This is a genomic window from Nonomuraea muscovyensis (assembly GCF_014207745.1).
Lineage (GTDB): Bacteria > Actinomycetota > Actinomycetes > Streptosporangiales > Streptosporangiaceae > Nonomuraea > Nonomuraea muscovyensis.
Map to the genome: position 1 here is coordinate 856,298 of NZ_JACHJB010000003.1, position 19,268 is coordinate 875,565.

The 19,268-nt window shown below is 72.3% G+C and carries 17 protein-coding genes; 11 read left to right on the forward strand and 6 right to left on the reverse strand.

Annotated features, from left to right (window positions below; translation table 11 throughout):
- The first annotated feature begins 55 nt into the window (after nucleotides 1-55).
- From FHU36_RS45975 to FHU36_RS35780, 6 genes are all read left to right on the forward strand, one after another.
- Complete coding sequence (locus tag FHU36_RS45975) at nucleotides 56-1,510, forward strand: CDP-alcohol phosphatidyltransferase family protein (RefSeq protein WP_281394514.1); 1,455 nt, start codon at nucleotides 56-58, stop codon at nucleotides 1,508-1,510.
- Nucleotides 1,507-2,130: a DUF5941 domain-containing protein gene (locus tag FHU36_RS45980; protein ID WP_185088474.1), complete on the forward strand. Its 624-nt coding sequence runs from the start codon at nucleotides 1,507-1,509 to the stop codon at nucleotides 2,128-2,130. Before FHU36_RS45975 ends, FHU36_RS45980 begins: the two co-directional genes overlap by 4 nt.
- A gap of 78 nt (nucleotides 2,131-2,208) precedes the next feature.
- Nucleotides 2,209-2,940: a phosphocholine cytidylyltransferase family protein gene (locus FHU36_RS35765; RefSeq protein WP_185088475.1), complete on the forward strand. Its 732-nt coding sequence runs from the start codon at nucleotides 2,209-2,211 to the stop codon at nucleotides 2,938-2,940.
- A gap of 224 nt (nucleotides 2,941-3,164) precedes the next feature.
- A complete protein-coding gene (locus tag FHU36_RS35770) occupies nucleotides 3,165-4,205 on the forward strand; it encodes an iron-containing alcohol dehydrogenase family protein (RefSeq protein WP_185088913.1) in 1,041 nt (346 codons plus the stop codon).
- On the forward strand, nucleotides 4,183-4,950 hold the full coding sequence (locus tag FHU36_RS35775; protein ID WP_185088476.1) for a CDP-alcohol phosphatidyltransferase family protein: 768 nt from the start codon (nucleotides 4,183-4,185) through the stop codon (nucleotides 4,948-4,950). The genes FHU36_RS35770 and FHU36_RS35775 overlap by 23 nt, the downstream gene beginning before the upstream one ends.
- A 193-nt stretch (nucleotides 4,951-5,143) precedes the next feature.
- On the forward strand, nucleotides 5,144-6,028 hold the full coding sequence (locus tag FHU36_RS35780) for a glycosyltransferase family 2 protein (protein WP_185088477.1): 885 nt from the start codon (nucleotides 5,144-5,146) through the stop codon (nucleotides 6,026-6,028).
- A 1-nt stretch (nucleotide 6,029) separates the two neighbouring features.
- On the opposite strand, the gene FHU36_RS35785 is transcribed toward FHU36_RS35780, so the two are convergent.
- Complete coding sequence (locus tag FHU36_RS35785) at nucleotides 6,030-6,743, reverse strand: acetoacetate decarboxylase family protein (protein ID WP_185088478.1); 714 nt, start codon at nucleotides 6,741-6,743, stop codon at nucleotides 6,030-6,032.
- 107 nt (nucleotides 6,744-6,850) lie between these two features.
- On the opposite strand from FHU36_RS35785, the gene FHU36_RS35790 reads away from it, so the two are divergent.
- Both FHU36_RS35790 and FHU36_RS35795 read left to right on the forward strand, forming a co-directional pair.
- On the forward strand, nucleotides 6,851-7,294 hold the full coding sequence (locus tag FHU36_RS35790) for an RNA polymerase sigma factor (RefSeq protein ID WP_281394556.1): 444 nt from the start codon (nucleotides 6,851-6,853) through the stop codon (nucleotides 7,292-7,294).
- A complete protein-coding gene (locus FHU36_RS35795) occupies nucleotides 7,291-8,220 on the forward strand; it encodes a hypothetical protein (protein WP_185088480.1) in 930 nt (309 codons plus the stop codon). Before FHU36_RS35790 ends, FHU36_RS35795 begins: the two co-directional genes overlap by 4 nt.
- On the opposite strand, the gene FHU36_RS35800 is transcribed toward FHU36_RS35795, so the two are convergent.
- From FHU36_RS35800 to FHU36_RS35815, 4 genes are all read right to left on the reverse strand, one after another.
- Nucleotides 8,217-9,185 (reverse strand): glycosyltransferase, encoded by a 969-nt coding sequence (locus FHU36_RS35800; protein ID WP_185088481.1) that lies wholly within the window; start codon nucleotides 9,183-9,185, stop codon nucleotides 8,217-8,219. The genes FHU36_RS35795 and FHU36_RS35800 overlap by 4 nt on opposite strands.
- A 56-nt stretch (nucleotides 9,186-9,241) precedes the next feature.
- The gene (locus FHU36_RS35805) at nucleotides 9,242-10,558 is read right to left on the reverse strand and encodes an acyltransferase family protein (protein WP_185088482.1); all 1,317 of its coding nucleotides are present in this window, start codon (nucleotides 10,556-10,558) and stop codon (nucleotides 9,242-9,244) included.
- A 175-nt stretch (nucleotides 10,559-10,733) separates the two neighbouring features.
- The gene (locus FHU36_RS35810; RefSeq protein WP_185088483.1) at nucleotides 10,734-12,362 is read right to left on the reverse strand and encodes an LCP family protein; all 1,629 of its coding nucleotides are present in this window, start codon (nucleotides 12,360-12,362) and stop codon (nucleotides 10,734-10,736) included.
- A gap of 144 nt (nucleotides 12,363-12,506) precedes the next feature.
- Nucleotides 12,507-14,024 (reverse strand): glycosyltransferase family protein, encoded by a 1,518-nt coding sequence (locus FHU36_RS35815; RefSeq protein ID WP_312892063.1) that lies wholly within the window; start codon nucleotides 14,022-14,024, stop codon nucleotides 12,507-12,509.
- 92 nt (nucleotides 14,025-14,116) lie between these two features.
- Here FHU36_RS35815 and FHU36_RS35820 point away from each other — a divergent pair, with 92 nt between their 5' ends.
- The 3 genes from FHU36_RS35820 to FHU36_RS35830 all read left to right on the forward strand — a co-directional run bounded on the left by FHU36_RS35820 (nucleotide 14,117) and on the right by FHU36_RS35830 (nucleotide 18,263).
- Entirely contained in the window at nucleotides 14,117-16,210 is a 2,094-nt protein-coding gene (locus tag FHU36_RS35820; protein ID WP_312892064.1) for a hypothetical protein, read from the forward strand.
- A gap of 95 nt (nucleotides 16,211-16,305) precedes the next feature.
- Nucleotides 16,306-17,199, forward strand: coding sequence for a glycosyltransferase family 2 protein (locus tag FHU36_RS35825; RefSeq protein ID WP_312892065.1), 894 nt, complete (start codon nucleotides 16,306-16,308; stop codon nucleotides 17,197-17,199).
- Between the two features lie 2 nt (nucleotides 17,200-17,201).
- Nucleotides 17,202-18,263: a glycosyltransferase family 4 protein gene (locus tag FHU36_RS35830; RefSeq protein ID WP_185088486.1), complete on the forward strand. Its 1,062-nt coding sequence runs from the start codon at nucleotides 17,202-17,204 to the stop codon at nucleotides 18,261-18,263.
- Here FHU36_RS35830 and FHU36_RS35835 read toward each other — a convergent pair.
- Nucleotides 18,164-19,123 (reverse strand): lysylphosphatidylglycerol synthase domain-containing protein, encoded by a 960-nt coding sequence (locus tag FHU36_RS35835; protein ID WP_185088487.1) that lies wholly within the window; start codon nucleotides 19,121-19,123, stop codon nucleotides 18,164-18,166. The genes FHU36_RS35830 and FHU36_RS35835 overlap by 100 nt on opposite strands.
- Nucleotides 19,124-19,268 lie beyond the last annotated feature (145 nt).

Below are 19,268 nucleotides of genomic sequence, written 5' to 3' on the forward strand. Positions count from 1 at the left end.
GCCCTGTCGCTACGCTGAGTCCACGCACCCCCGCGCGACCGGGAGGACCTGCGCTTTGACCGCTTCCATGACCCGCGCGAGCGCGACCACCTCGGTGGTGCTGCTCGCCACGACCCCCGCCTGCAGACTCCCGTGTGCAGGCGGCACGCTGCTCGACCGGATCAACGACCAGCTCTCGCGGCTGCCCGTCCGCGACGTCCAGGTGATGACGCCGGGCGGCGGGGCGGGCGTCGACCTGCGCGGCATCGCCAAGATCGCGCGCGCCGCGACGGGCGTCCTCGTCGTGCTGCCGGCAGACCTCGTCGCCCACACCGAGGCGCTCGCGCAGCTTCTGGAGCACCCGGCGCGCGGCAGCGCCGCGCTGGTCTCCAGCGACGCCGGGGGAGGGCCGCTGCGGCCGCCCGTCCGGGTCGAGGGCGGCCGCGTCGTCGCCGCCGGCAGTTCCTTCCACACGGTCCCCGAGGCGAACGCCACCTTCCGCGGCGTCCTTCAGGCGGGCGGGGCCGACCTCGCCTCGCTGGGCGACGTCGCCGAGGAGCTCGCCGACCTCGCGGACGCCGGACGGCTCGGCCCCGTCACCCCCGTGGAGGTCGTCGACCTCCTCCTGGTGGGCCTGGTCAGGGCCGGCGCCCGCGTCCGCGCGGCCCGGCTCGGGCCGCTGCACGCCGACCGCGTCACCGGCCAGGCCGGCGCCGACACCGCCCTCGGCAGGCTCGCCGAGGTGGACGAGGAGCAGGTCCGCCTCGACACGGCGATCAAGGACCGTGACGGCTTCTTCGCCACCTACTTCGTCTCGTCCTGGTCGCGCCACCTGGTGCGCCCGGCGGCCAGGCTCGGGCTCACCCCCAACGCCGTCACCGGCATCTCGGTCGCGCTGGCCTTCCTCGCGGCGGTCTGGTTCTCCGCCGGCGACCGGGGGGCACAGGTCGCCGGGGCCGTGCTGCTCTACCTGTCGTTCGTGTGCGACTGCCTCGACGGCCAGCTCGCCCGCTACACCCGCTCGTTCTCGCCGTTCGGCGCGTGGATGGACGGGATGGCCGACCGGCTCAAGGAGTACGTCGTCTACGTCGGCCTGGCCATCGGCTACGCCGCCGGCCTGCCGTGGAGCGACGGCGGCCCCGACGGCATCTGGCACCTCGCGGTCGCCGCGATGATCCTCCAGGTCGTCCGGCACGGGCTCGACTTCGCCTTCGGCGGGTCGCGTGCCGACGCCAGGCGGATCGGCGAGCTGTGGTCCAAGCCGGTGCGCTCGCTGCTGGAGGCGAGCGACGGCGCCCGGCCCGACGCGCCGCGCAAGGGCGTGCTGCGGCTGGCCCTGGCGATGGAACGCGAGTCGCTCGCCCGCTGGCTGAAGAGGATGGTCGTGCTGCCCATCGGCGAGCGGATGGCGCTGATCGCGATCACCGCCGCCGTCTTCAACGCCCGCGTGACGTTCCTGGCGCTGCTCGTATGGGGGGCCGTGGCGGTCACCTACCAGCTCGCCGGCCGGATGCTGAGGACGGCTCGATGATCACGACGCACATGACCCCGGTGCCCAGGAGCACGGTCGTCACCTACCGCGACGACGGGCCGCTCTCGCGCGGCATGGGCATGCTGGTCGCGGGCCAGCTGCCGCCCCTGCCGCCGCTGATCGCCGGGGCGTTCGTCGTCGGCGTGCTGCTGCTCATGGGCGTGGCCGGCAGCGAGGGGCTGGCCGTCTTCGTGCCGCTCGTGACGCTGCTGCTGGCCGGGCCCGGCAGCTCCCACCCGCACGACGGCCGCTTCGACTGGCTCGTGCCGCCTGCCCTGCGGGTGATCGAGTACGCGTTCATCGCCGCCTGCGGGTTCGCCCACGACGTCAACCCGGTGCTGATCTTCCTGCTGCTCGGCGCCCTGGCCTTCCACCACTACGACCTCGTCTACCGGCTGCGCCAGCACGTCTACCCGCCGCCCTGGCTGTCGACGTTCGGGCTCGGCTGGGACGGCCGGATGCTGGTGGTCGCGCTGGCCGTCCTCGTCGACCTGACGGCGGCCGGATTCGTGTTGCTCGCGCTCTACCTGTGGGCGTTGTTCGGCTGGGAGAGCCTCACGTGCTGGCTCGCCTCACCCCGTACGGGAGTGGAGACGGGCGAGACGGGAACGCAAGACTAACGGCGGATTACCCCCGCAGGCCCCAAAGGGAACTAACCTTTGGGGCCAAGGTAGTCATGCTCGACCAAGGAGTGCACGTTGCTGGGAATGGTGCTGGCCGCTGGAGCCGGACGACGTCTGCGGCCCTACACCGACACGCTGCCCAAGGCGCTCGTGCCGGTCGACGGCGAGACCACGATCATGGACATCTCGCTCCGCAACCTCGCCGAGGTCGGCCTGCGTGACGTCGTGGTCGTCGTCGGATACGCGGCCCAGGCCGTACACGACCGCAAGGAGGACCTGGAGCGGCGGCACGGCGTCAAGCTCACGCTCGTGCACAACGACAAGGCCGAGGAGTGGAACAACGCCTACTCCCTGTGGTGCGCTCGTGACTACTTCGCGCAGGGCGCGCTGCTCGTCAACGGCGACACCGTCCACCCCGTCTCGGTCGAGAAGACGCTCCTGGCCGCGCCCGAGACCAGCGACATCCTGCTCGCCGTCGACGACGTCAAGAAGCTCGCCGACGAGGAGATGAAGGTGACCCTCGACGGCGGCGCCCTCAAGCGGATCACCAAGCTGATGGACCCGGCCGTGGCCTACGGCGAGTACATCGGCGCCACCCTGATCCGGCCCGGCGCCGCCGAGCGGCTCGCCGACGCGCTGCGCGCCACGTTCGAGCGCGACCCGCAGCTCTACTACGAGGACGGCTACCAGGAGCTGGTCGAGCGCGGTGAGGCGATCCACGTCGCCCCGATCGGCGAGGTCGACTGGGTCGAGGTGGACAACCACGACGACCTGGCCAAGGCCCGCACCATCGCCGTCCGCTACTGAGCCGTCCGTTGACCGAGCCGTCGTGGCCGGCCCGCCCGTCACGACCGGCCCGCCCGTCACGACCGGCCGGGCCGGTACGCTCGGCCGGCCCGGTCGTGCCGTCCAGCCGGCACGACCGGTTGAGCCGTCACGTCGTTTACCGAGCAGTCCGCTACGGAGAATGGGGGCCAGGTGCCGCTTGTAGCACGCAGAGGTGAGGGGGCCAGGTGCCGCTTCTAGCGCGGATGCTCCCGGCGCCGCTGACCATGGAGGTCAGGCGCGGCGCGGTGGCACAGCTCGGCGCGTTGCTCGCCGACAGCCGGGTCGCCACCTCCGGCCGGGTCGCGGTGGCCGTGGGCCCCGGCCAGGGCGACCACATCGAGGGCCTGATCGCGCCCACGCTCGGCGAGGCCGAGGTCTTCAGGGTGGCCGACGGCTCGGTCGACGCCGCGGTCTCGCTCGGCGCCGACCTGCGCAAGGGCGCCTACGAGGTGGTGGTGGGCGTCGGCGGCGGCCGCACGATCGACGCCACCAAGTACGCCGCCTCCCTGGCGGGCATCCCGATGGTCGCCGTGGCCACCAACCTGTCCCACGACGGCATCTGCTCGCCGACGGCGTCGCTGACGTACGAGGGCGGCAAGGGCTCCTTCGGCGTCCCGATGCCGCTCGCGATCCTGGTGGACCTCGACTTCGTGCACAACGCGCCCAAGTCGCTCGTCCGGTCGGGCGTGGGCGACGTGGTGAGCAACCTGTCGGCCATCGACGACTGGATCCTCAGCAACGTCGAGCGCGGCGAGCCCATCGACGGCCTGGCCTGCTCGATGGCGCGCACCTCCGCCGAGGCGCTGATCGGCCGCACCGACTCGATCGAGTCCGACGCGTTCCTGACGGTGCTGGCCGAGTCGCTGATCCTGTCGGGCATGTCGATGGTCATCGCCGGGTCCTCACGGCCTTCGAGCGGTGGAGATCATGAGATCCTTCATGCCGTGGATCAGCTCTTCCCCGGCACCTCCAACCACGGCGAGCTCGCCGGCATCGGCGCCGCCTTCTGTTTCTTCCTGAGGGAAGACGCGGGCCGGCTCGCGCAGGTCACCGGCTGCCTGCGCCGCCACAGCCTGCCGGTGGTGCCGGCCGACATCGGCCTGAGTTCCGAGCAGTTCGCCGAGGCCGTCTCGCTGGCGCCCGCCACGCGCCCCGGCCGCTACACGATCCTGGAGCACCTGCGCCTGCAGGACTCCGAGATCCGCGATCGGGTTGAGGACTATGTCCGGGCCTTCGGTAGCTGAGCTGCGCCGGGTGGCCCAGCCCGCGGGCCACCTGGAGCGCAGGAACGGCGAGCACTGGGCCGGTGTGCTCTACATGCGCCGGATCTCCGTCTACGTCACCTGGCTGATGGCCAGGACGTCCGTCACGCCCAACCAGCTCACCTGGGTGATGACGGTCGCCGGGATCGCGGCCGGGGTCGTGCTGGCCCTGCCGGGGTTCTGGGCCGTCGTGGCCGCCGCCCTGCTCGTGCAGGTCTACCTGCTGCTCGACTGCTCCGACGGGGAGCTGGCCCGCTGGACCGGCAAGACCTCGCTGGCCGGCGTCTACCTCGACCGGGTCGGCGCCTACTTCACCGAGGCCGCGCTGCTCGTCGGGCTCGGCTGGCGGGCGTCGGCCGTCCTGCCCGACTGGTACACCGTGCTGGGCGTCGGTGCCGCGCTGGGCGCGATCCTCATCAAGGCGGAGAGCGACCTGGTGGAGGTGGCGCGGGCCAAGGGCGGCCTGCCGGCCGCGACGGAGGCGTCCGCGGTGCAGTTCCGCTCCGGGCTGCTGGGGCTGGGCCGGCGGGTGCTGGCGGCGACGAAGTTCCACCGGATCGTGCAGCCGATCGAGCTGTCGCTGCTCGTGGTGGTGACCACGGTGATCGACATGGTGATCGGCGATCTCACGGCCACCCGGGTGCTGCTCGTCGCGTGTTTCGTCGCGGCGTGCCTCCAGACGGTCCTCCACCTGATCAGCATCCTCGCGTCGAGGCGGCTTGCGTGACCTTGCTCGTGAAGTCCCGGAACCAGCGGGGCTCCGCGCCCGTCGTATTGATCGGACGTCAGCGGTTCGGTAGGGGTTCACATCCGGTTCCGATACGCTTAGCTCCACCTATCAGAGATGTGCAGACCAGCAGACTCGGTGATCATGAAAGAATGCTCCGCCCGTGACCTCAACGCGTCAGGACGATGATTCGTTGAAGATCTCGTGCGTCATCCTCACCATGGGCAACCGGGTCGCGGAGCTGAACCGGGCGGTCGAGTCCGCGCTCAACCAGATCGACGGCGACGTCGAGGTGGTGATCGTCGGCAACGGCGCCGACGTGCCCGAGGTGTCGGCGACGCCACCCGAGGGCTCGGCCGCGACCGTCAAGACGATCCGGCTCGACCGCAACACCGGCATCCCGGCGGGCCGCAACCGCGGCGTCGAGGAGTGCTCGGGTGACGTCGTGCTGTTCCTCGACGACGACGGCTGGTACGCCAACCAGAAGGTCGTCGCCCACGTGCGCGACCGTTTCGCCACCGAGCCCGACCTGGCGGTCATCTCCTTCCGGGTGATGGACCCCGACGGCGGCGTCGGCCAGCGCCGCCACGTTCCGCGCCTGCGCGCGGGCGACCCGGAGCGGTCCTCACCGGTCACCACGTTCCTCGGCGGCGCCTCGGCGGTGCGCCGCTCGGCCTTCCTCCAGGTGGGCGGCCTGCCGGAGCGCTTCTTCTACGCGCACGAGGAGACCGACCTGGCCTGGCGGCTGCTCGGCGAGGGCTACCGGATCGAGTACGACGCCCAGACCGTCATGTACCACCCGCAGGTCCCGCCGACCAGGCATGCCGAGTTCTACCGGCTCAACGCCCGCAACCGGGTCTGGCTGGCGCGGCGCAACCTGCCGTGGCCGCTGGCGGTCCTCTACCTGGTCGACTGGATCGTGCTCACGTTGATCCGCGAGCGTGGTTCGGGGGTGGCGCTGAAGGCGTGGTTCACGGGCTTCTCCGAGGGCCTGCGCACGCCCGCCGGCGAGCGCCGCCCGATGGCGTGGCGCACCGCCTGGCGCATGGTCAAGCTCGGCCGCCCGCCGATCGTCTGACTCAGAGCACCCGACCCTCGCCGAAGACCATCTGCGCGTGGTCCACGGTGGACGTCAGCAGGGCGTGCCTGGGCAGGCCCAGCTCGCTGAGCTCCTTGGCGATCGGGTGGTTGCCGAGCCGGATGAGCGCGCCGCCGAGCCGGGCCCGCACACCCCTGGCCCGCACCGCCCACGGCACCTTCCGGGTCACCCCGTCCTGGTGCGTGTAGGCGTCCAGGCCGGTCAGCGTGGGGGGCCCGGGCACCGGGAGCCCGGGTTTGAGGAGCAGGTCCAGCACCAGCCGCCCGTCGCGGCGGACGATGCAGCGCTTGAACGGCGAGCCGAGCCGCAGGTCGATGCCGGCCAGCTCCTTCGGGAAGCCCCAGATCGTCCGCCCCGCCTCCAGCGTGAACCCCTGGTCCACCGGCAGCCAGTGGATGAACGCCCCGGCGTGGCGCAGCTCGCCCAGCCCGGTGGCGCCCGCCCGGCCCGGCGGCTGGACGAGGAAGGCCACGCCGAACTCGTGGTAGGCGTCGAGGTCGCCGTCACGGTAGTCGACGAACGCCAGCGCGCAGACGGCCTTGCCGGGGAACACCTCGGCGATCTCCAGGCCCGAGTAGGCGATCACCGCCCTGGCCGCGTCGGCGCGCACGGTGTAAAGGACGCTGCAGACGGCCGCGTCTCTCACCCGGACAGGCATGCTGACCGTTCGCCCCTGGATCAGATGCGATGCCATGCTTCCAGTACACCAACCGGAAAGGCATGTGACCATTCCTCCGCCCGTCACGTCTGGGGTGATGTGACAATCGTGACAACGCGGAGGGCGTCATCGACATCGAGGACCTGTACCGCGAGCACTGGCCGCTCGTGTGCGGGTTCCTGTTACGCCGGACCCGCGACCCCCATCTGGCCGAGGATCTCGCCCAGGAGACGTTCGTCAAGGCGACCCGGGCCCTCCTGGGCTGGCGGGGCGAGAACCCGGCGGCCTGGCTGCTCGCCATCGCCCGCAACCTCCTCATCGACCACGTACGGCGCACCCGGCGGGAGCTGTCGCTGCCCGACTCCGGCGAACTGGGCGTGCCACCCCTGCACGTGGCCGCCCTCGACGTCCGCGACGCCCTCGACCGGCTCCCGGAGCAGCACCGCAAGCTGCTCACGCTCGTCTACCTGGAGGGCTTCTCGCTGGTGGAGGTGGCCGCGATGACCGGACGGAAACACGCGACGATCAAGACGGCGGTGTGGCGGGCCCGAGCCGCCTTCGCCGACAGCTACGGAGGGGTGCGATGAGCGAGGACGAGGCCGTGCTGGACATGCCTGACTTCGACCCGAAGGTGACCCGCAGGGCGGTGCGCCGGGGCGTGTTCAGGACGGCCTCCGTCGTCCTGGCCGTGCTCCTGATGCTCTTGCTGGCCGCCGCCGGCCTGTCGCTGGTGCAGAAGCGCGGGGAGCGCGACCAGCGGATGACGGACGTGCTGGGCACGGCGTTCAGCATCTACAACCCGGCCTACGAGGTGCAGGTGGAGAGCTGCTGCGATCTCACGCCGGTGTCGATGGGCTTCACCGTCACGGCCAGCCAGATCAGGGCCGTCGGCGGCTTCACCGGGACCGGCGGCTCCACGCACACCATCACGCAGAACTTCTTCGGCCGGGTGGGCAGGCTGCCTCTCGGCAACTACGCCGGCACCACCCTGAGCGGGAACCTCGCCAACGTCGGCACGGACCTCCAGCCGAAGGAGGACATCAGGAAGGTGCTGGCCAGGCTCCCCGAGGGACTCAGCGCGCTGGCCGTCATCGAGTTCGCCGAACCGGCGCCCCCCGACCGGCTCATCGCGTTCACGCGCGACTTCGAGCTCTGCCCGCAGAAGGTCGTCTACGAGCGCCGGCCGGGCTCGAACCCGATCACCTGGGGCATGACCACCTGGGCCTGGGCGCCGCGGCCCGAGGGGGAGACGACGTGCGCCGACCAGATCAAGAACGACCTGGCGGGCTTCCGCGGCTGGCTCGGGCTGCTGCGTGACCACGACGACGCCAACCTGCGCCACTTCGACCTGTCCCTGGCCCGGCTCCGCAAGGCGGCGAACGACGGGCTGGCCTACGCCGTCGTGGAGAACCTGGTCTCCGTGAAGGAGCTGCGCAAGGTCATCGAGGACCCGCGGGTGCGGACCGTCAGGCTGGCCGACGTGGCCTTCGATCTGCAACGCCCCCCTCGTTAGACGGTCACCGGCCGGGCCGGCGCGGTGACGCCGGCCCACGCCTCCATCCTGGCCACGAAGGCCGCCGCCTGGTCGGGCCAGTGGTGGCGCAGCCGCGCCTCGGCGTGGCCGCGGGTGCCGAACGCCGAGCGCCGCACCGGGTCCTCCTTCAGGTCCAGTACGGCCTGCGACACGGCCGCCACGTCCAGCGGCACCACCACGCCGCAGCCGACCCGCTCCACCAGCGGCCCGGCCTGCGGCGTGGTCACCACGGGCACGCCCCGGCCCATATAGTCGAGCACCTTGGCCGGCACCCCCTCGACCGCCGGGGCGGCCAGGGACAGGCCCGCCAGCGCGCCGCCGGTCATCCGCAGGGCGTGCCGGTTGGGCACGTACCCGAACCAGTCGAGCAGCCCGACGCGCTGGGCGTCGCGCAGCAGCGGCCGCACGGCCGGGTCGGCGGCGCCGATGAGGTCCATCCGGATGCCGTGCGGCGCGAGGCGCCGGGCCAGCGCGATCAGCTCGGCCACCCCGCGCTCGGCCGACAGCCGCCCGAGGTGCACCACCCGGGTGTCGCCGGGCGGCGGCGGCGCGGTGGCGGCGAACGTCGCCTCCGGCACCAGCTCGGCGGTGCACAGGTGGTGCCGCCGCTCCGCGCGGGCCAGGCGCCGGGCGCCCACGTCCTCGCGCACGTCCCAGACCACGGGCGGGCGGCGGTGCGGCAGGGCGCGCAGCAGCGCGTGGTCGTGCACCATCAGCAGGTCGGCGCCGGCGGCTCCGCGCCGCAGGGCGCCGCCGGCCCGGCCGTACCCGGCCCGGTGGGGCACGTCGATCGCCGTGAGGCCCATCGCCGGGGTGACGTTGAAGTGCGTGAACGGCGCGACGTAGGTCACCTCGTGGCCCGCGTCGAGCAGCGCCCGGATCTGCCGGTGCATGATCCGGGCGTCCTCGGGATGGTGAACGGTCGTTGCGACGCATACGCGCATGGCTCGATGCTCGGCGTTGACCCGGAAAAGGACGTTAATGCGGGCCGAACTGCCGCTTAACTTCCGGAGGGGCGGCGATAGAGCCAGGTCAGGCGAGGCTCCAGCAGCCACTTGAACACCGTGCGGGTCTCCGGCAGGCACAGCACGATGGCCAGCGCGAAGCAACTGGAGCTGATGGCGAGCACGCCGAGCGGGCCGAACAGCCACGGCTGGCTGAGCCAGCCCAGCTCCTTGGCGATGAGCACCGGCACCCCGTGCAGCAGGTAGGCGTAGAGGGTGCGGGTGCCGAGGTCGGAGTACCAGGTCTCGGTGCGGGGCACCAGCGCCAGCACCGCGAAGCACAGCGCCAGCGAGCACACCAGCAGGCCGGTGCGCAGCCCGAGGCCCATGTACCAGGACAGGTCCATGTCCTGGTAGCTGTTCTTGAAGTAGAACGGCGCGAGCTTCGCCTTGGGCGCGATGAAGACGGCCACGGCCGCGGCGGCGAGCACGACGAACACCGAGCCGATCTTGATCCACCGCCGGTCGAGCATCTCGAAGTGCTCGGGCTGCATCACCAGCCCGATGACGAAGAACGGCAGCAGGCCGAAGAACCGGTCCATGCTGAAGTCACCGGAGATCTGCGAGAACCCGGCGAACAGGTAGATCGCGATGGCGACCGGCACCGGGTGCTTCATCCGCTTCCACACCGGAGTGGACAGCCGCCAGAACAGCAGCGCCAGGAGATACCAGTTGAGCCAGGCCGGATCGATGATCGTCAGGCTCCACTTCTGGCCCAGCGCGGACCGGAGCGCGGCGTAGCCGACCTCCACGATCACGTACGGGACGACGAACGTGTCGACGAGCTTGTTCGTCTTGGCGTTGGAGTTCCAGAAGTTTCGGGACAGGTAGCCGCTGATGAGCACGAACAGCGGCATGTGGAAGACGTAGATGAAGATGTAGGCCGCTCGGGAGGAGTCGGCGTCGAGCGTCGGCACCAGCGAGTGGCCGACGACCACCAGGGCGATCAGGACGAACTTGACGTTGTCGAGGTAGGGGTCGCGCTTGCGCCGGGGCGGCGGGGCCTGCTCGGCGGCCTCCTGCTCCTCGCGCGGCGGGGCCTCCACGGCGACCCCGGCGCGCGGGCCGGCGCCTGGCTGCGGGCCGGTGTCGGGCCACGGGCCAGGGCCCGGCTGTGGGCCGATGCCTGGCTGCGGACCGAGGCCGGGCCGGCCGGATGGTGGGGCCACCTGCGGGTCGGTCTGCTCGCTCCAGAAGCGTTCCTCCGGCAGCGGCCACCGGGAGCCTGTGTGGGCGGGGCCGGCGCCGTCGGCGGGCGGCCCGTCCGGGCTCGGAGGAGAGGTGACCGGAGAGGAGTGCTTGTGGTCAGACACTACGGAGTCGCTCAGCTTCGCTCGGGGCCGGGGGAACACGACGGCCGCCGTGCCGTTGAGGCACCTTGACGGCGCAGGGCGATCACGTCGCCGACCCGCAACACATTATCGCCGCCTGAAGGGTCCTGTCTCTCAGCCGGGCCGATAGGAGGCCCTTACACAGCGAACTCTGAGGTCAGACACAGACATTCTTCTGCTGGCTGGCGGTGATCGTGTTGTTGTTGACGCTGTCGGGCAGTTTCTCCACCTTCACCGACTTGAAGTCGGCGCCGACGACGAGCTGGATGACCGGCGCCTTCTTGGCCGTGGCGGCGGTGGACGGCAGCGGCACCGGCGAGGTGTAGACGTCGGTGGTGTTGGGCCGCACCTTGCCGGCGGTGGGCGCGGGCTTGGGCAGCACCATCCCGGCCAGCGCTTCGGCGTAGTCGCCGCCGGTGGCGGCCGCCTTGGCGTAGCGGATCTGCGTGGCCGGCAGCGACGTGCCGTCGGGGGTCGCGTAGTTGCCCAGGCCGACGACCCGGAAGCCCTGCTTGCTGAGCAGGTCGGCGACCTCGCGGGCCTTGCCCTGGGTGGTGGTGCCGTTGAGCACCTGCACCTGCACCTGCTCCGGCTTGATGGTGACCTTCGGCTTGGTGCTGGCGCTGGCGGACGGCGTGGGCTGGGCGATCTCGATGTCGGACTTGATCGCCGCCCACAGATCCTTGGCCTCTTCCTTCCAGACCACGCGGTTCTCGTCCTCGGGGTCGGGCATCCACGGCACCGTGATGAACTTGACCCCGCCCGCCGTCATCTGCTGGGCGCTCTGCGCGATCTCGATCAGCTTCTCGGGGTTGTTGGCCAGCTCGGGGTCCATGGTGACCGACTGGGCGGCGGCCTTGATGAAGCCGGTGAGCTGCGGCACGTCGGTGAGCAGGTCGCTGCTGGTGGCCTTCGCCACCACCTTGCTGAGGAAGATCTGCTGGCGCTTGATGCGCTGGATGTCGCTGCCGTCGCCGTACTTGCGCAGCCGCACGTAGCCGAGGGCCTGCTCGCCGTTCAGGCGGCTCTTGCCCGGGGGCAGGGTGAGCTTGGAGGCCCTGTCGTTGACGCCGGACTTGAGACAGATCTCGATGCCGCCGAGCGCGTCGACGATGTTCTTGAAGCCGCTGAAGTCGACCTCCACGAAGTGGTCGACGCGGATGCCCGTGAGCTGCTCGATCGTGGACATCGTGCAGGCGATGCCGCCCGAGTTGTAGGCCGAGTTGATCATGTCACGGCGGGGCGGCATGACCTGTTTGGTCGTCTCGTTCTTGCACTGGGGGATCTGCACCATCGAGTCGCGCGGGAAGCTGACGAGCTGCGCCTTGTCCCGGTTGGGGGAGATGTGCATGAGGATCATCGTGTCGGTGCGCTTGCCGCCGGCGTCGGCCATCCTGGCCTGGGCCTGGCCGTATCTCGCGTTCCCCTTGCCGGCCCGGGTGTCGGAGCCGACCAGCAGCACGTTGAGCGCGCCGGTGGACGGAGGGCGCGGGTTGATGATGTCCTTGTTGACGTCCTTCTTGTTGATGTTGCTGAAGGCGTCGCGGTAGACGGTGTAGCCCGTCAGCGCGCCCGCGACCATCACCGTGGTCGTGGCGATGCTGACCCAGGCCAGGATGCGCATCCTGTTGCCGCCGCCACCGCCGCGGCCGCGATGGCCGCGTGGGGGAAGGTCCTCGGGCGGGGGCGGCGGGGCCGCGGCCGCGGCTCTGCGGGCCATCCGGGATCCGGGCTGGGTCGGGGCGGACCTGCGGTCCTGGGCGGACACGCTTCTCACGTCGGTCATGCGCCCCCTCGCCTGGTCCGGTGCACCTCGCGCGTCGGCTCGGTCGTTCTGCGCCACGAGACTAGGTCACGTACGGCGTGCCCGGGGCCATGACTGAGGGAATCGGTCATGACCCTGCGCTGGTGAATCAGGCCCAAAGCATACTCAGACCTGGACATTACGTGGAATATCATTGCCAAATTGATCACGTTCACCCAGGTCAGCGCGGCCGGCGAGAACGGCGGCCAGGCAGGCCAGGGGCACGGCCGGAAGCACGTACCGGTAGTCGAACTCCGCCACGGCGGCCGGCACGACGAGCAGGGTGACGGCCACCGACCAGGGCGGCAGCCAGGCGGGCCCGGCACCGCCGATCGGGCGGTCCGGTGTCCCGGTGCGGCGCGACCGGGCCCACACCCCGGGGCGGGTTCCGGGGCGGCGCAGCCGGACCACGGCCAGCGCGGGCGGCACCAGCAGGACCACCAGCAGCACGGTGCCCGGCAGCCGGACGACGTCCTGGTAGGCCCGCAGCCACCCGGCGAACGGCTCGGCCACCTCGGTGCCGATCTCGCCCCCCTCGTACCGCCTGCCCATGTCCACGCCGAGCTGCGCCTCCCACCGGCCCGGCGGGGGCGGCGACGCCGCGGGGAACTCGTAGTAGCCGTAGATCTCCGCGTCCGGGTAGACCGGGCGGCCCCACGCGAACGTGCGGCCCAGCTCCGCCAGCACCGAGGCCGCGTAGTCGAGCGGCTGCTCCTGGATCGCCAGCGTCGCGAAACGGCCGGCCAGGCCGTCGTTCTCGGCGGTGAAGGTGATGCCGGGCAGCATCACCAGAGGAGAGTCCTTGGCCCAGAGGTACTCCTGCGACGGCGGCCGCCGCTCCGGCGGGCGCGGGTCGCACAGCACTCTCAGATCGGCCGGCGGGTTCATCTCGGCGCAGTCGGCGAACGACATCGTGCGGGCGTAGAGGAACGCGCCGTTCGCTCCGACGATGCCGAGCCGCTGGTAGGTGGCGGAGAACCAGGCCCCGTACGCGACGACCGGCACGAGCGCGGCGAGCGCCAGCACGCCGGCCGGCCGGACCCGCCCGCGCAGCACGAACCACACGCCGAGCACCGCCACCAGCGGCAGGCCGACGGTCCTGGTCAGCGTGGCCGCGCCCAGCAGCAGCCCGGCGGCCACGACCCGCCGGTCGCCCCGCAGGACCAGCACCACCGCGCTCACCACCAGGAACATGAACAGCGTGTCGGAGACCAGCAGGTGCTCCAGCTCGATCTGGTAGGCGTCGAGCAGCACCGGCACCGTGGCGAGCGTGGCCGCCCGCCGCGGCACCCCCCAGGGGGCCCGGCGCGCCGCGAGGTACACGAGCACGCCCGTGGCCAGGCCGAGCAGGTGCTGGAGCCCCGTCACCACGGCGAAGGAGTGGAACGGCTCCAGCAGCTTGAGGAACGCCGAGTAGCCCGCCGGGCGCACCAGGTCGGGGCGCGGCCTGAAGACGGTGACGATGTAGGTGTAGGAGTCGGGGAACCACAGCGCGGGCCGGTAGCCGAGCATGGCCAGCACGCGCAGCACGGCGCCGGCGGCCAGCACCCCGAGGAACCAGCGGTGCCGCCGCGCCGCCGCGACCGTCAGCCGGGCGCGGACCGCGTCGGCCCGGACGGCGGGCGGAGCTGAGGCGTGGTGCACGTCGCGTACGCTACCCGCGTCGGGGGCCGGGTCGTGTCATCGCGGGTGCGGCGGCACGTTGGATACCCTCGCGATCACCGATGGGATCCGGCGTGCTCCACCAGCGACGAAGGCCGTCGGCGGGCAGGGTGCTCGCCGTGGCCTCGCTGCTGCCCGCCCTCGCCGTGGCCGGGTGGCTGCTGGCCGGGCTGCCGCTGCTGCTGGCCGGCCGGTACACGCCGCTGCCGGCGACGGTGCTCGGCCTGGCGGTGACCGCGCTGCTCGCCCGGTTCGCGTTGCACCGCCCGGGGCCGCTGATCGAGACCACGGCGCTCCGGACGGGGGCGGTGCTCGCCGTCGCCGCCGCCTCGGGCGTGTTCAACGCGCTGCTGCACTCCGAGCAGCTCGCCGTGCGCCGTGATCCGGCCACCTACGCCCAGTACGCCGCCTGGCTGGCCGGGCACGGCTCGCTGCCGATCGCGGCGCGGGCGGAGGCGTTCGGTGGCGCGGACCGGGCGCTCGACTTCGGCAGCATGGGCTTCTACCAGGTGGACGGGGCCGTCGTGCCGCAGTTCATGCCGGGGGCGCCGCTGCTGTTCGCCGCCGGTGACTGGCTGGGAGCGATGCTGCTGACGCCGGCCGTGCTGGGGGCGTTCGCCGTGCTCACGCTGGCCGGGGTGGTGGCGCGGCTGGCCGGGGCGCGGTGGGCGCCGCTCGCGGCGCTGGCGTTCGCGGTGTGCCTGCCGGTCCTGTACACCTCGCGCACCACGTTCAGCGAGATCCCGTCGATGATCCTGCTGTTCGGCGGCCTGGCGCTGCTCCACGACGCCCTCTCCAGGACCGTTGCGGCCGGCCGGGCCGGGGCGTCGCGGTGGGGCGAGGGCGTGGTGACCGGGCTGGTGTTCGGGCTGGCCGTGCTGGTCAGGGTGGACGGGCTGCGCGACGTGCTGCCGGTGCTGGCGTTCGCGGGGCTGCTGATCGCGCTGCGCCGCTTCGCCAGGCCCGAGGGGGCGGTCGGGCCGCCGCTGCTCGTGGGACTCGCGGCCGGCGCCGGGCTGGGACTGTTCGCCGCGTACACGCTGTCCCGGCCGTATCTCGCGTACCTGTCGCGCTCGGTCCAGCCGCTGCTGCTCATCTGCGCCGCCGTCCTGGTCCTGACCGCGGCCGGCACGGCGGCGGCCCCCTGGCTGGCGCGCGTGCGGCGGCCGGGGTGGCTGCCGGGTGCGGGGGCCGCGCTCGTCGTGCTCGTGATGGCCGGGCTCGCCGTACGGCCGTGGTTCCAGACCGTGCGGCGGACCCCCGAGACGACAGAGGATCGGCGGACCGCGCGGTTCATCGAGGAGATCCAGCGGGCCAACGGCCTGTTCGCCGACGGCGAGCGGCTCTACTTCGAGGAGTCGCTGCACTGGGTCGCCTGGTACGTCGGCGTGCCGGTGGTCCTGCTGGCCACGCTCGCCGCCGCCCTGCTGGTGCGCGGGCTGTTGCAGGGCCGCTCGTCCGCCTGGCTGGCGCCGCTCGCCGTGATCGGCTGGACCACGCTCACCACGCTGCTGCGGCCGGAGATCACGCCCGACCACCCGTGGGCGGCGCGCCGCCTGGTGCCCGTCGTGATCCCCGGGCTCGTCCTGCTCGCCGTCTGGGGGCTGGGATGGGTGCGCGACAAGGCGGGCGACCGGGCGGGCGACAAGATGGGCGGCAAGGCGGGCGACCGGGCGGACGACGGGGGGCGCGGGAAGGGGCGCCGCCGGCGGTGGGTGGCGGGCGCCGGAGCCCTGCTCGTGCTCGTGCCGCCCGCCGTGACCTCGATCGGCACGGCGTTCACCCCGGTCGAGCGCGGCGAGGCGGCGGCCGTGGCCGCGCTGTGCGCGCGGATCCCGCCGAACGCCGCGGTCCTCGTCGTCGAGCGGGTCACCGGCGAGCGCTTCACGCAGGTCGTCCGCGGCATGTGCGGCCTCCCGGCGGCCCGGGTGCGCTGGGATCCCGACCGTGACACGGCCCCCGAGCATGAGGTGCGCCGGTTGATGGACCGGGTGCGCGCAGCCGGGAGGGTGCCCGTCGTGCTGGCCGCCGAGGCCGCCCAGGTCGCCCCGTACGGTCCGCCCCGGCAGGTGATGGCGCTGGTCACCCGGCAGGACGAGCGGTCGCTGACCGGCCCGCCCGACGGCACGTGGTCGCTGCGGATCAACGTGTGGATGGCCGCCGGCTGACGCGGCGCCACACCTGATGTGGACCCGCTTCCCGGCCGGGCAGAGTACCCTCGACGCACGTGAGCACGCCAGAGACCCCCCAGAGTGGAAGCACCGTGGAAGAAGCGCCATACGTCACGATCGTCCTGCCCTGCTACAACGAGCAGGACCACGTCATCGACGAGGTCGAGCGCATCACCCGGGCGATGGACTCCAGCGGCTACACCTACGAGCTGGTCGCCGTGGACGACTGCTCGACCGACGAGACGCTGCTGCGGCTGCAGGAGTCGGCGCCGAGGTTCCCGCACCTGCGCATCCGCGCCTTCCACCGCAACGGCGGCTCCGGCACCGTGCGCCGGATCGGCACCCAGGAGGCCAGGGGCGAGATCGTCGTCTGGACCGACGCCGACATGACCTACCCCAACGAGCGCATCCCCGAGCTGGTGCGCATCCTGGACAAGGACCCGGCGGTCGACCAGGTCGTCGGCGCGCGCACCAGCGAGGAGGGCTCGCACAAGCTGCTGCGCGTCCCCGCCAAGTGGGTGATCCGCAAGGTGGCCGAGATGCTCGCCGGCCAGAAGATCCCCGACCTCAACTCGGGGTTGCGGGCCTTCCGCAAGTCGGTGGCCAGGCCCTACCTGCGGCTGCTGCCGCCCGGCTTCTCGTGCGTCACGACGATCACGCTGTCGTTCCTGTCCAACCAGCACGACGTCTACTACCTGCCGATCGAGTACGCCAAGCGGGCCGGCACGTCGAAGTTCAGCTTCGTCTCCGACGCCTATCGCTACATCCTGCAGGTGCTGCGGATGATCATGTACTTCAACCCGCTCAAGGTGCTCATGCCGCCGGCGCTCTGGCTGGTGGCGATCGGGCTGGTCAAGGGCGTCTGGGACATGGTCCAGCACCCGTTCTACTTCCCGGCCAACACCGTCATGATCTTCCTGTCGGGGTTGCTCATCGGCTCGGTGGCGCTGCTGGCCGACCTGATCGTGCGCTCGCGGGGCGACTGAACGTGCGCATCGCCGTCATCGGCCCCACCTACCCGTACAAGGGGGGCGGGGCGCAGCACACCACCGAGCTGGCGCACCGCCTGGCCGCGCTGGGCCACGACGTGGTGATCGAGTCGTGGCGGGCCCAGTACCCGTCGTTCCTCTACCCCGGGCAGCAGACGATCTCCGCGCCCGAGGGCACCCCCTACCCGCGCACCGAGCGCCGGCTCGACTGGCGGCGCCCCGACGGCTGGCTCGCCGCCGGGCGGCGGCTGCGCTCGGCCGACCTGGTGGTGCTCGCCGTGCTCAGCCCCGTGCAGGTGCCCGCCTACCTCGGCATCCTGTACGGCCTGCGCCGCCGCGCCAAGGCGGTCGCCCTGTGCCACAACGTGCTGCCCCACGAGCGCAAGCCGTACGACGAGCCACTGATGAAGGCGCTGCTCAAGCGGGCCGACGCCGTGCTGACCCACTCCGAGGAGCAGGCGGCGCTGGCCCGGTCGCTGACGTCCGGGCCGGTGGCCGTGGCCGGGCTGCCGCCGCACCTGCCGTCCACCCATGCCGAACGGTCGGCCACCGTGCACCGGCGGCTGCTGTTCTTCGGCATCGTGCGGCCGTACAAGGGGCTCGACCTGCTGCTGCGCGCCCTGCCCGACGGGGTGTCGCTGACCGTGGCGGGCGAGTTCTGGGGCGGGCTCGACGCCACCAGGGCGCTCGTCGAGGAGCTGGGCCTCGCCGACCGGGTCGAGCTGCGGCCGGGCTACGTGCCGGCCGAGCAGGTGGCGCCGCTGTTCGCGCGGGCCGACGCGCTCGTGCTGCCCTACCGGCACGCCACCGCCAGCCAGAACGTCTGGCTCGGCCACGAGCACGGTGTCCCGGTGATCGCCACCCGGGTCGGCGCGCTGGCCGACCACGTCACCGACGGGGTCGACGGGCTGCTCGTCGAGCCGGGTGACGTGGGCGCGCTCCGCGCGGCGATCGAGCGCTTCTACGCCTCGGGCGAGCCAGAGAGGTTGCGGTCGGGGGTCAAGGCCGTGGACCCGGAGCCCTTCTGGTCGGCGTACACCGGCACGCTGCTCGGCCTCTGACGGCCCAGCAGGAACGCCACGCCCGCGGCGGCGACGTCGGCCAGCGTGAACGCCAGCCGCGACACGACCGCCACGGCCAGCGCCGCCCCCTGGCCCACCAGCGGCGCGAGCACCAGCACCAGCGCGCCCTCCCGCACCCCCACCCCGGCGGGCACGACCACGGCGAGCAGGCCGGTCGCCCAGGCGAAGGCGTAGGCGCCGGTGGCGACCACGTACAGGTCCCACCGGCCCGCGAGCAGCCAGATGTGCAGGCCGTAGACGAACCAGCCGAGCGCCGTCCACGCGGTGGCGACCAGAACCGTGCGGCCGGGCAGCACGGTCTCCAGTGGCTCCTTGCGCGCCAGCCGCAGCGCCAGGTTGAGGCCCCAGGTGAGCACCCGCGGGTGCAGGCACACGGCGATCACCGGCACGAGCAGCACCAGGTACCAGGCCTCGCGCAGCGCGTCGCGGCCGGCCAGCGTGGCGGCGGCGATCGCGAGCGCCACCCCGAGGTTGATCACCAGCGACAGCGAGATGCACGCGAACGTGCGGCGCGGCGGGCTGCCGTGGTCGCGCCCCAGCTCCATCATCGCCGCGTACGCCCACACCGAGCCGGGGATGTACTTGCCGAGCTGGCCCACGAACATGATCCGTCCGGCCACCCGCACCGGCAGCGGCGAGCCCAGCCCGGCCAGCACCTGCCGCCAGGCGACCAGATGGCACAACTGGCCCGCCAGCACCGCGGCGAACGCCCCGAGCAGCACCCACGGCGACAGCCCGGCGAGTTTGGCGGTGGTCTCGTCCCAGTTGCGGGCCAGGCCGTACCCGAGGAAACCGAGCGCGACCAGCGCCAGGACGACGCGCAGCAGGCGGCGGAGCATCCGCCAAGGGTACGCGCGAACGTGACCGGCCGGTAGGTGCCTCGCGGACGTTCGCTCCGCCCCTTCGTGCCGCCCCTTCGTGCCGCCTGTTCCCGCCGCCCGTCCCGCCGTTCGCGGCGGGACGGCGGCACGGGCGACGGTACTG

Bases quoted from the DNA above. Each gene is read 5' to 3' on its own strand.
- FHU36_RS45980 (WP_185088474.1), top strand. From the start codon at position 1,507: ATGATCACGACGCACATGACCCCGGTGCCCAGGAGCACGGTCGTCACC.
- FHU36_RS35770 (WP_185088913.1), top strand. From the start codon at position 3,165: ATGCTCCCGGCGCCGCTGACCATGGAGGTCAGGCGCGGCGCGGTGGCA.
- FHU36_RS35775 (WP_185088476.1), top strand. From the start codon at position 4,183: ATGTCCGGGCCTTCGGTAGCTGAGCTGCGCCGGGTGGCCCAGCCCGCG.
- FHU36_RS35785 (WP_185088478.1), bottom strand. From the start codon at position 6,743: ATGGCATCGCATCTGATCCAGGGGCGAACGGTCAGCATGCCTGTCCGG.
- FHU36_RS35795 (WP_185088480.1), top strand. From the start codon at position 7,291: ATGAGCGAGGACGAGGCCGTGCTGGACATGCCTGACTTCGACCCGAAG.
- FHU36_RS35800 (WP_185088481.1), bottom strand. From the start codon at position 9,185: ATGCGCGTATGCGTCGCAACGACCGTTCACCATCCCGAGGACGCCCGG.
- FHU36_RS35810 (WP_185088483.1), bottom strand. From the start codon at position 12,362: ATGACCGACGTGAGAAGCGTGTCCGCCCAGGACCGCAGGTCCGCCCCG.
- FHU36_RS35835 (WP_185088487.1), bottom strand. From the start codon at position 19,123: ATGCTCCGCCGCCTGCTGCGCGTCGTCCTGGCGCTGGTCGCGCTCGGT.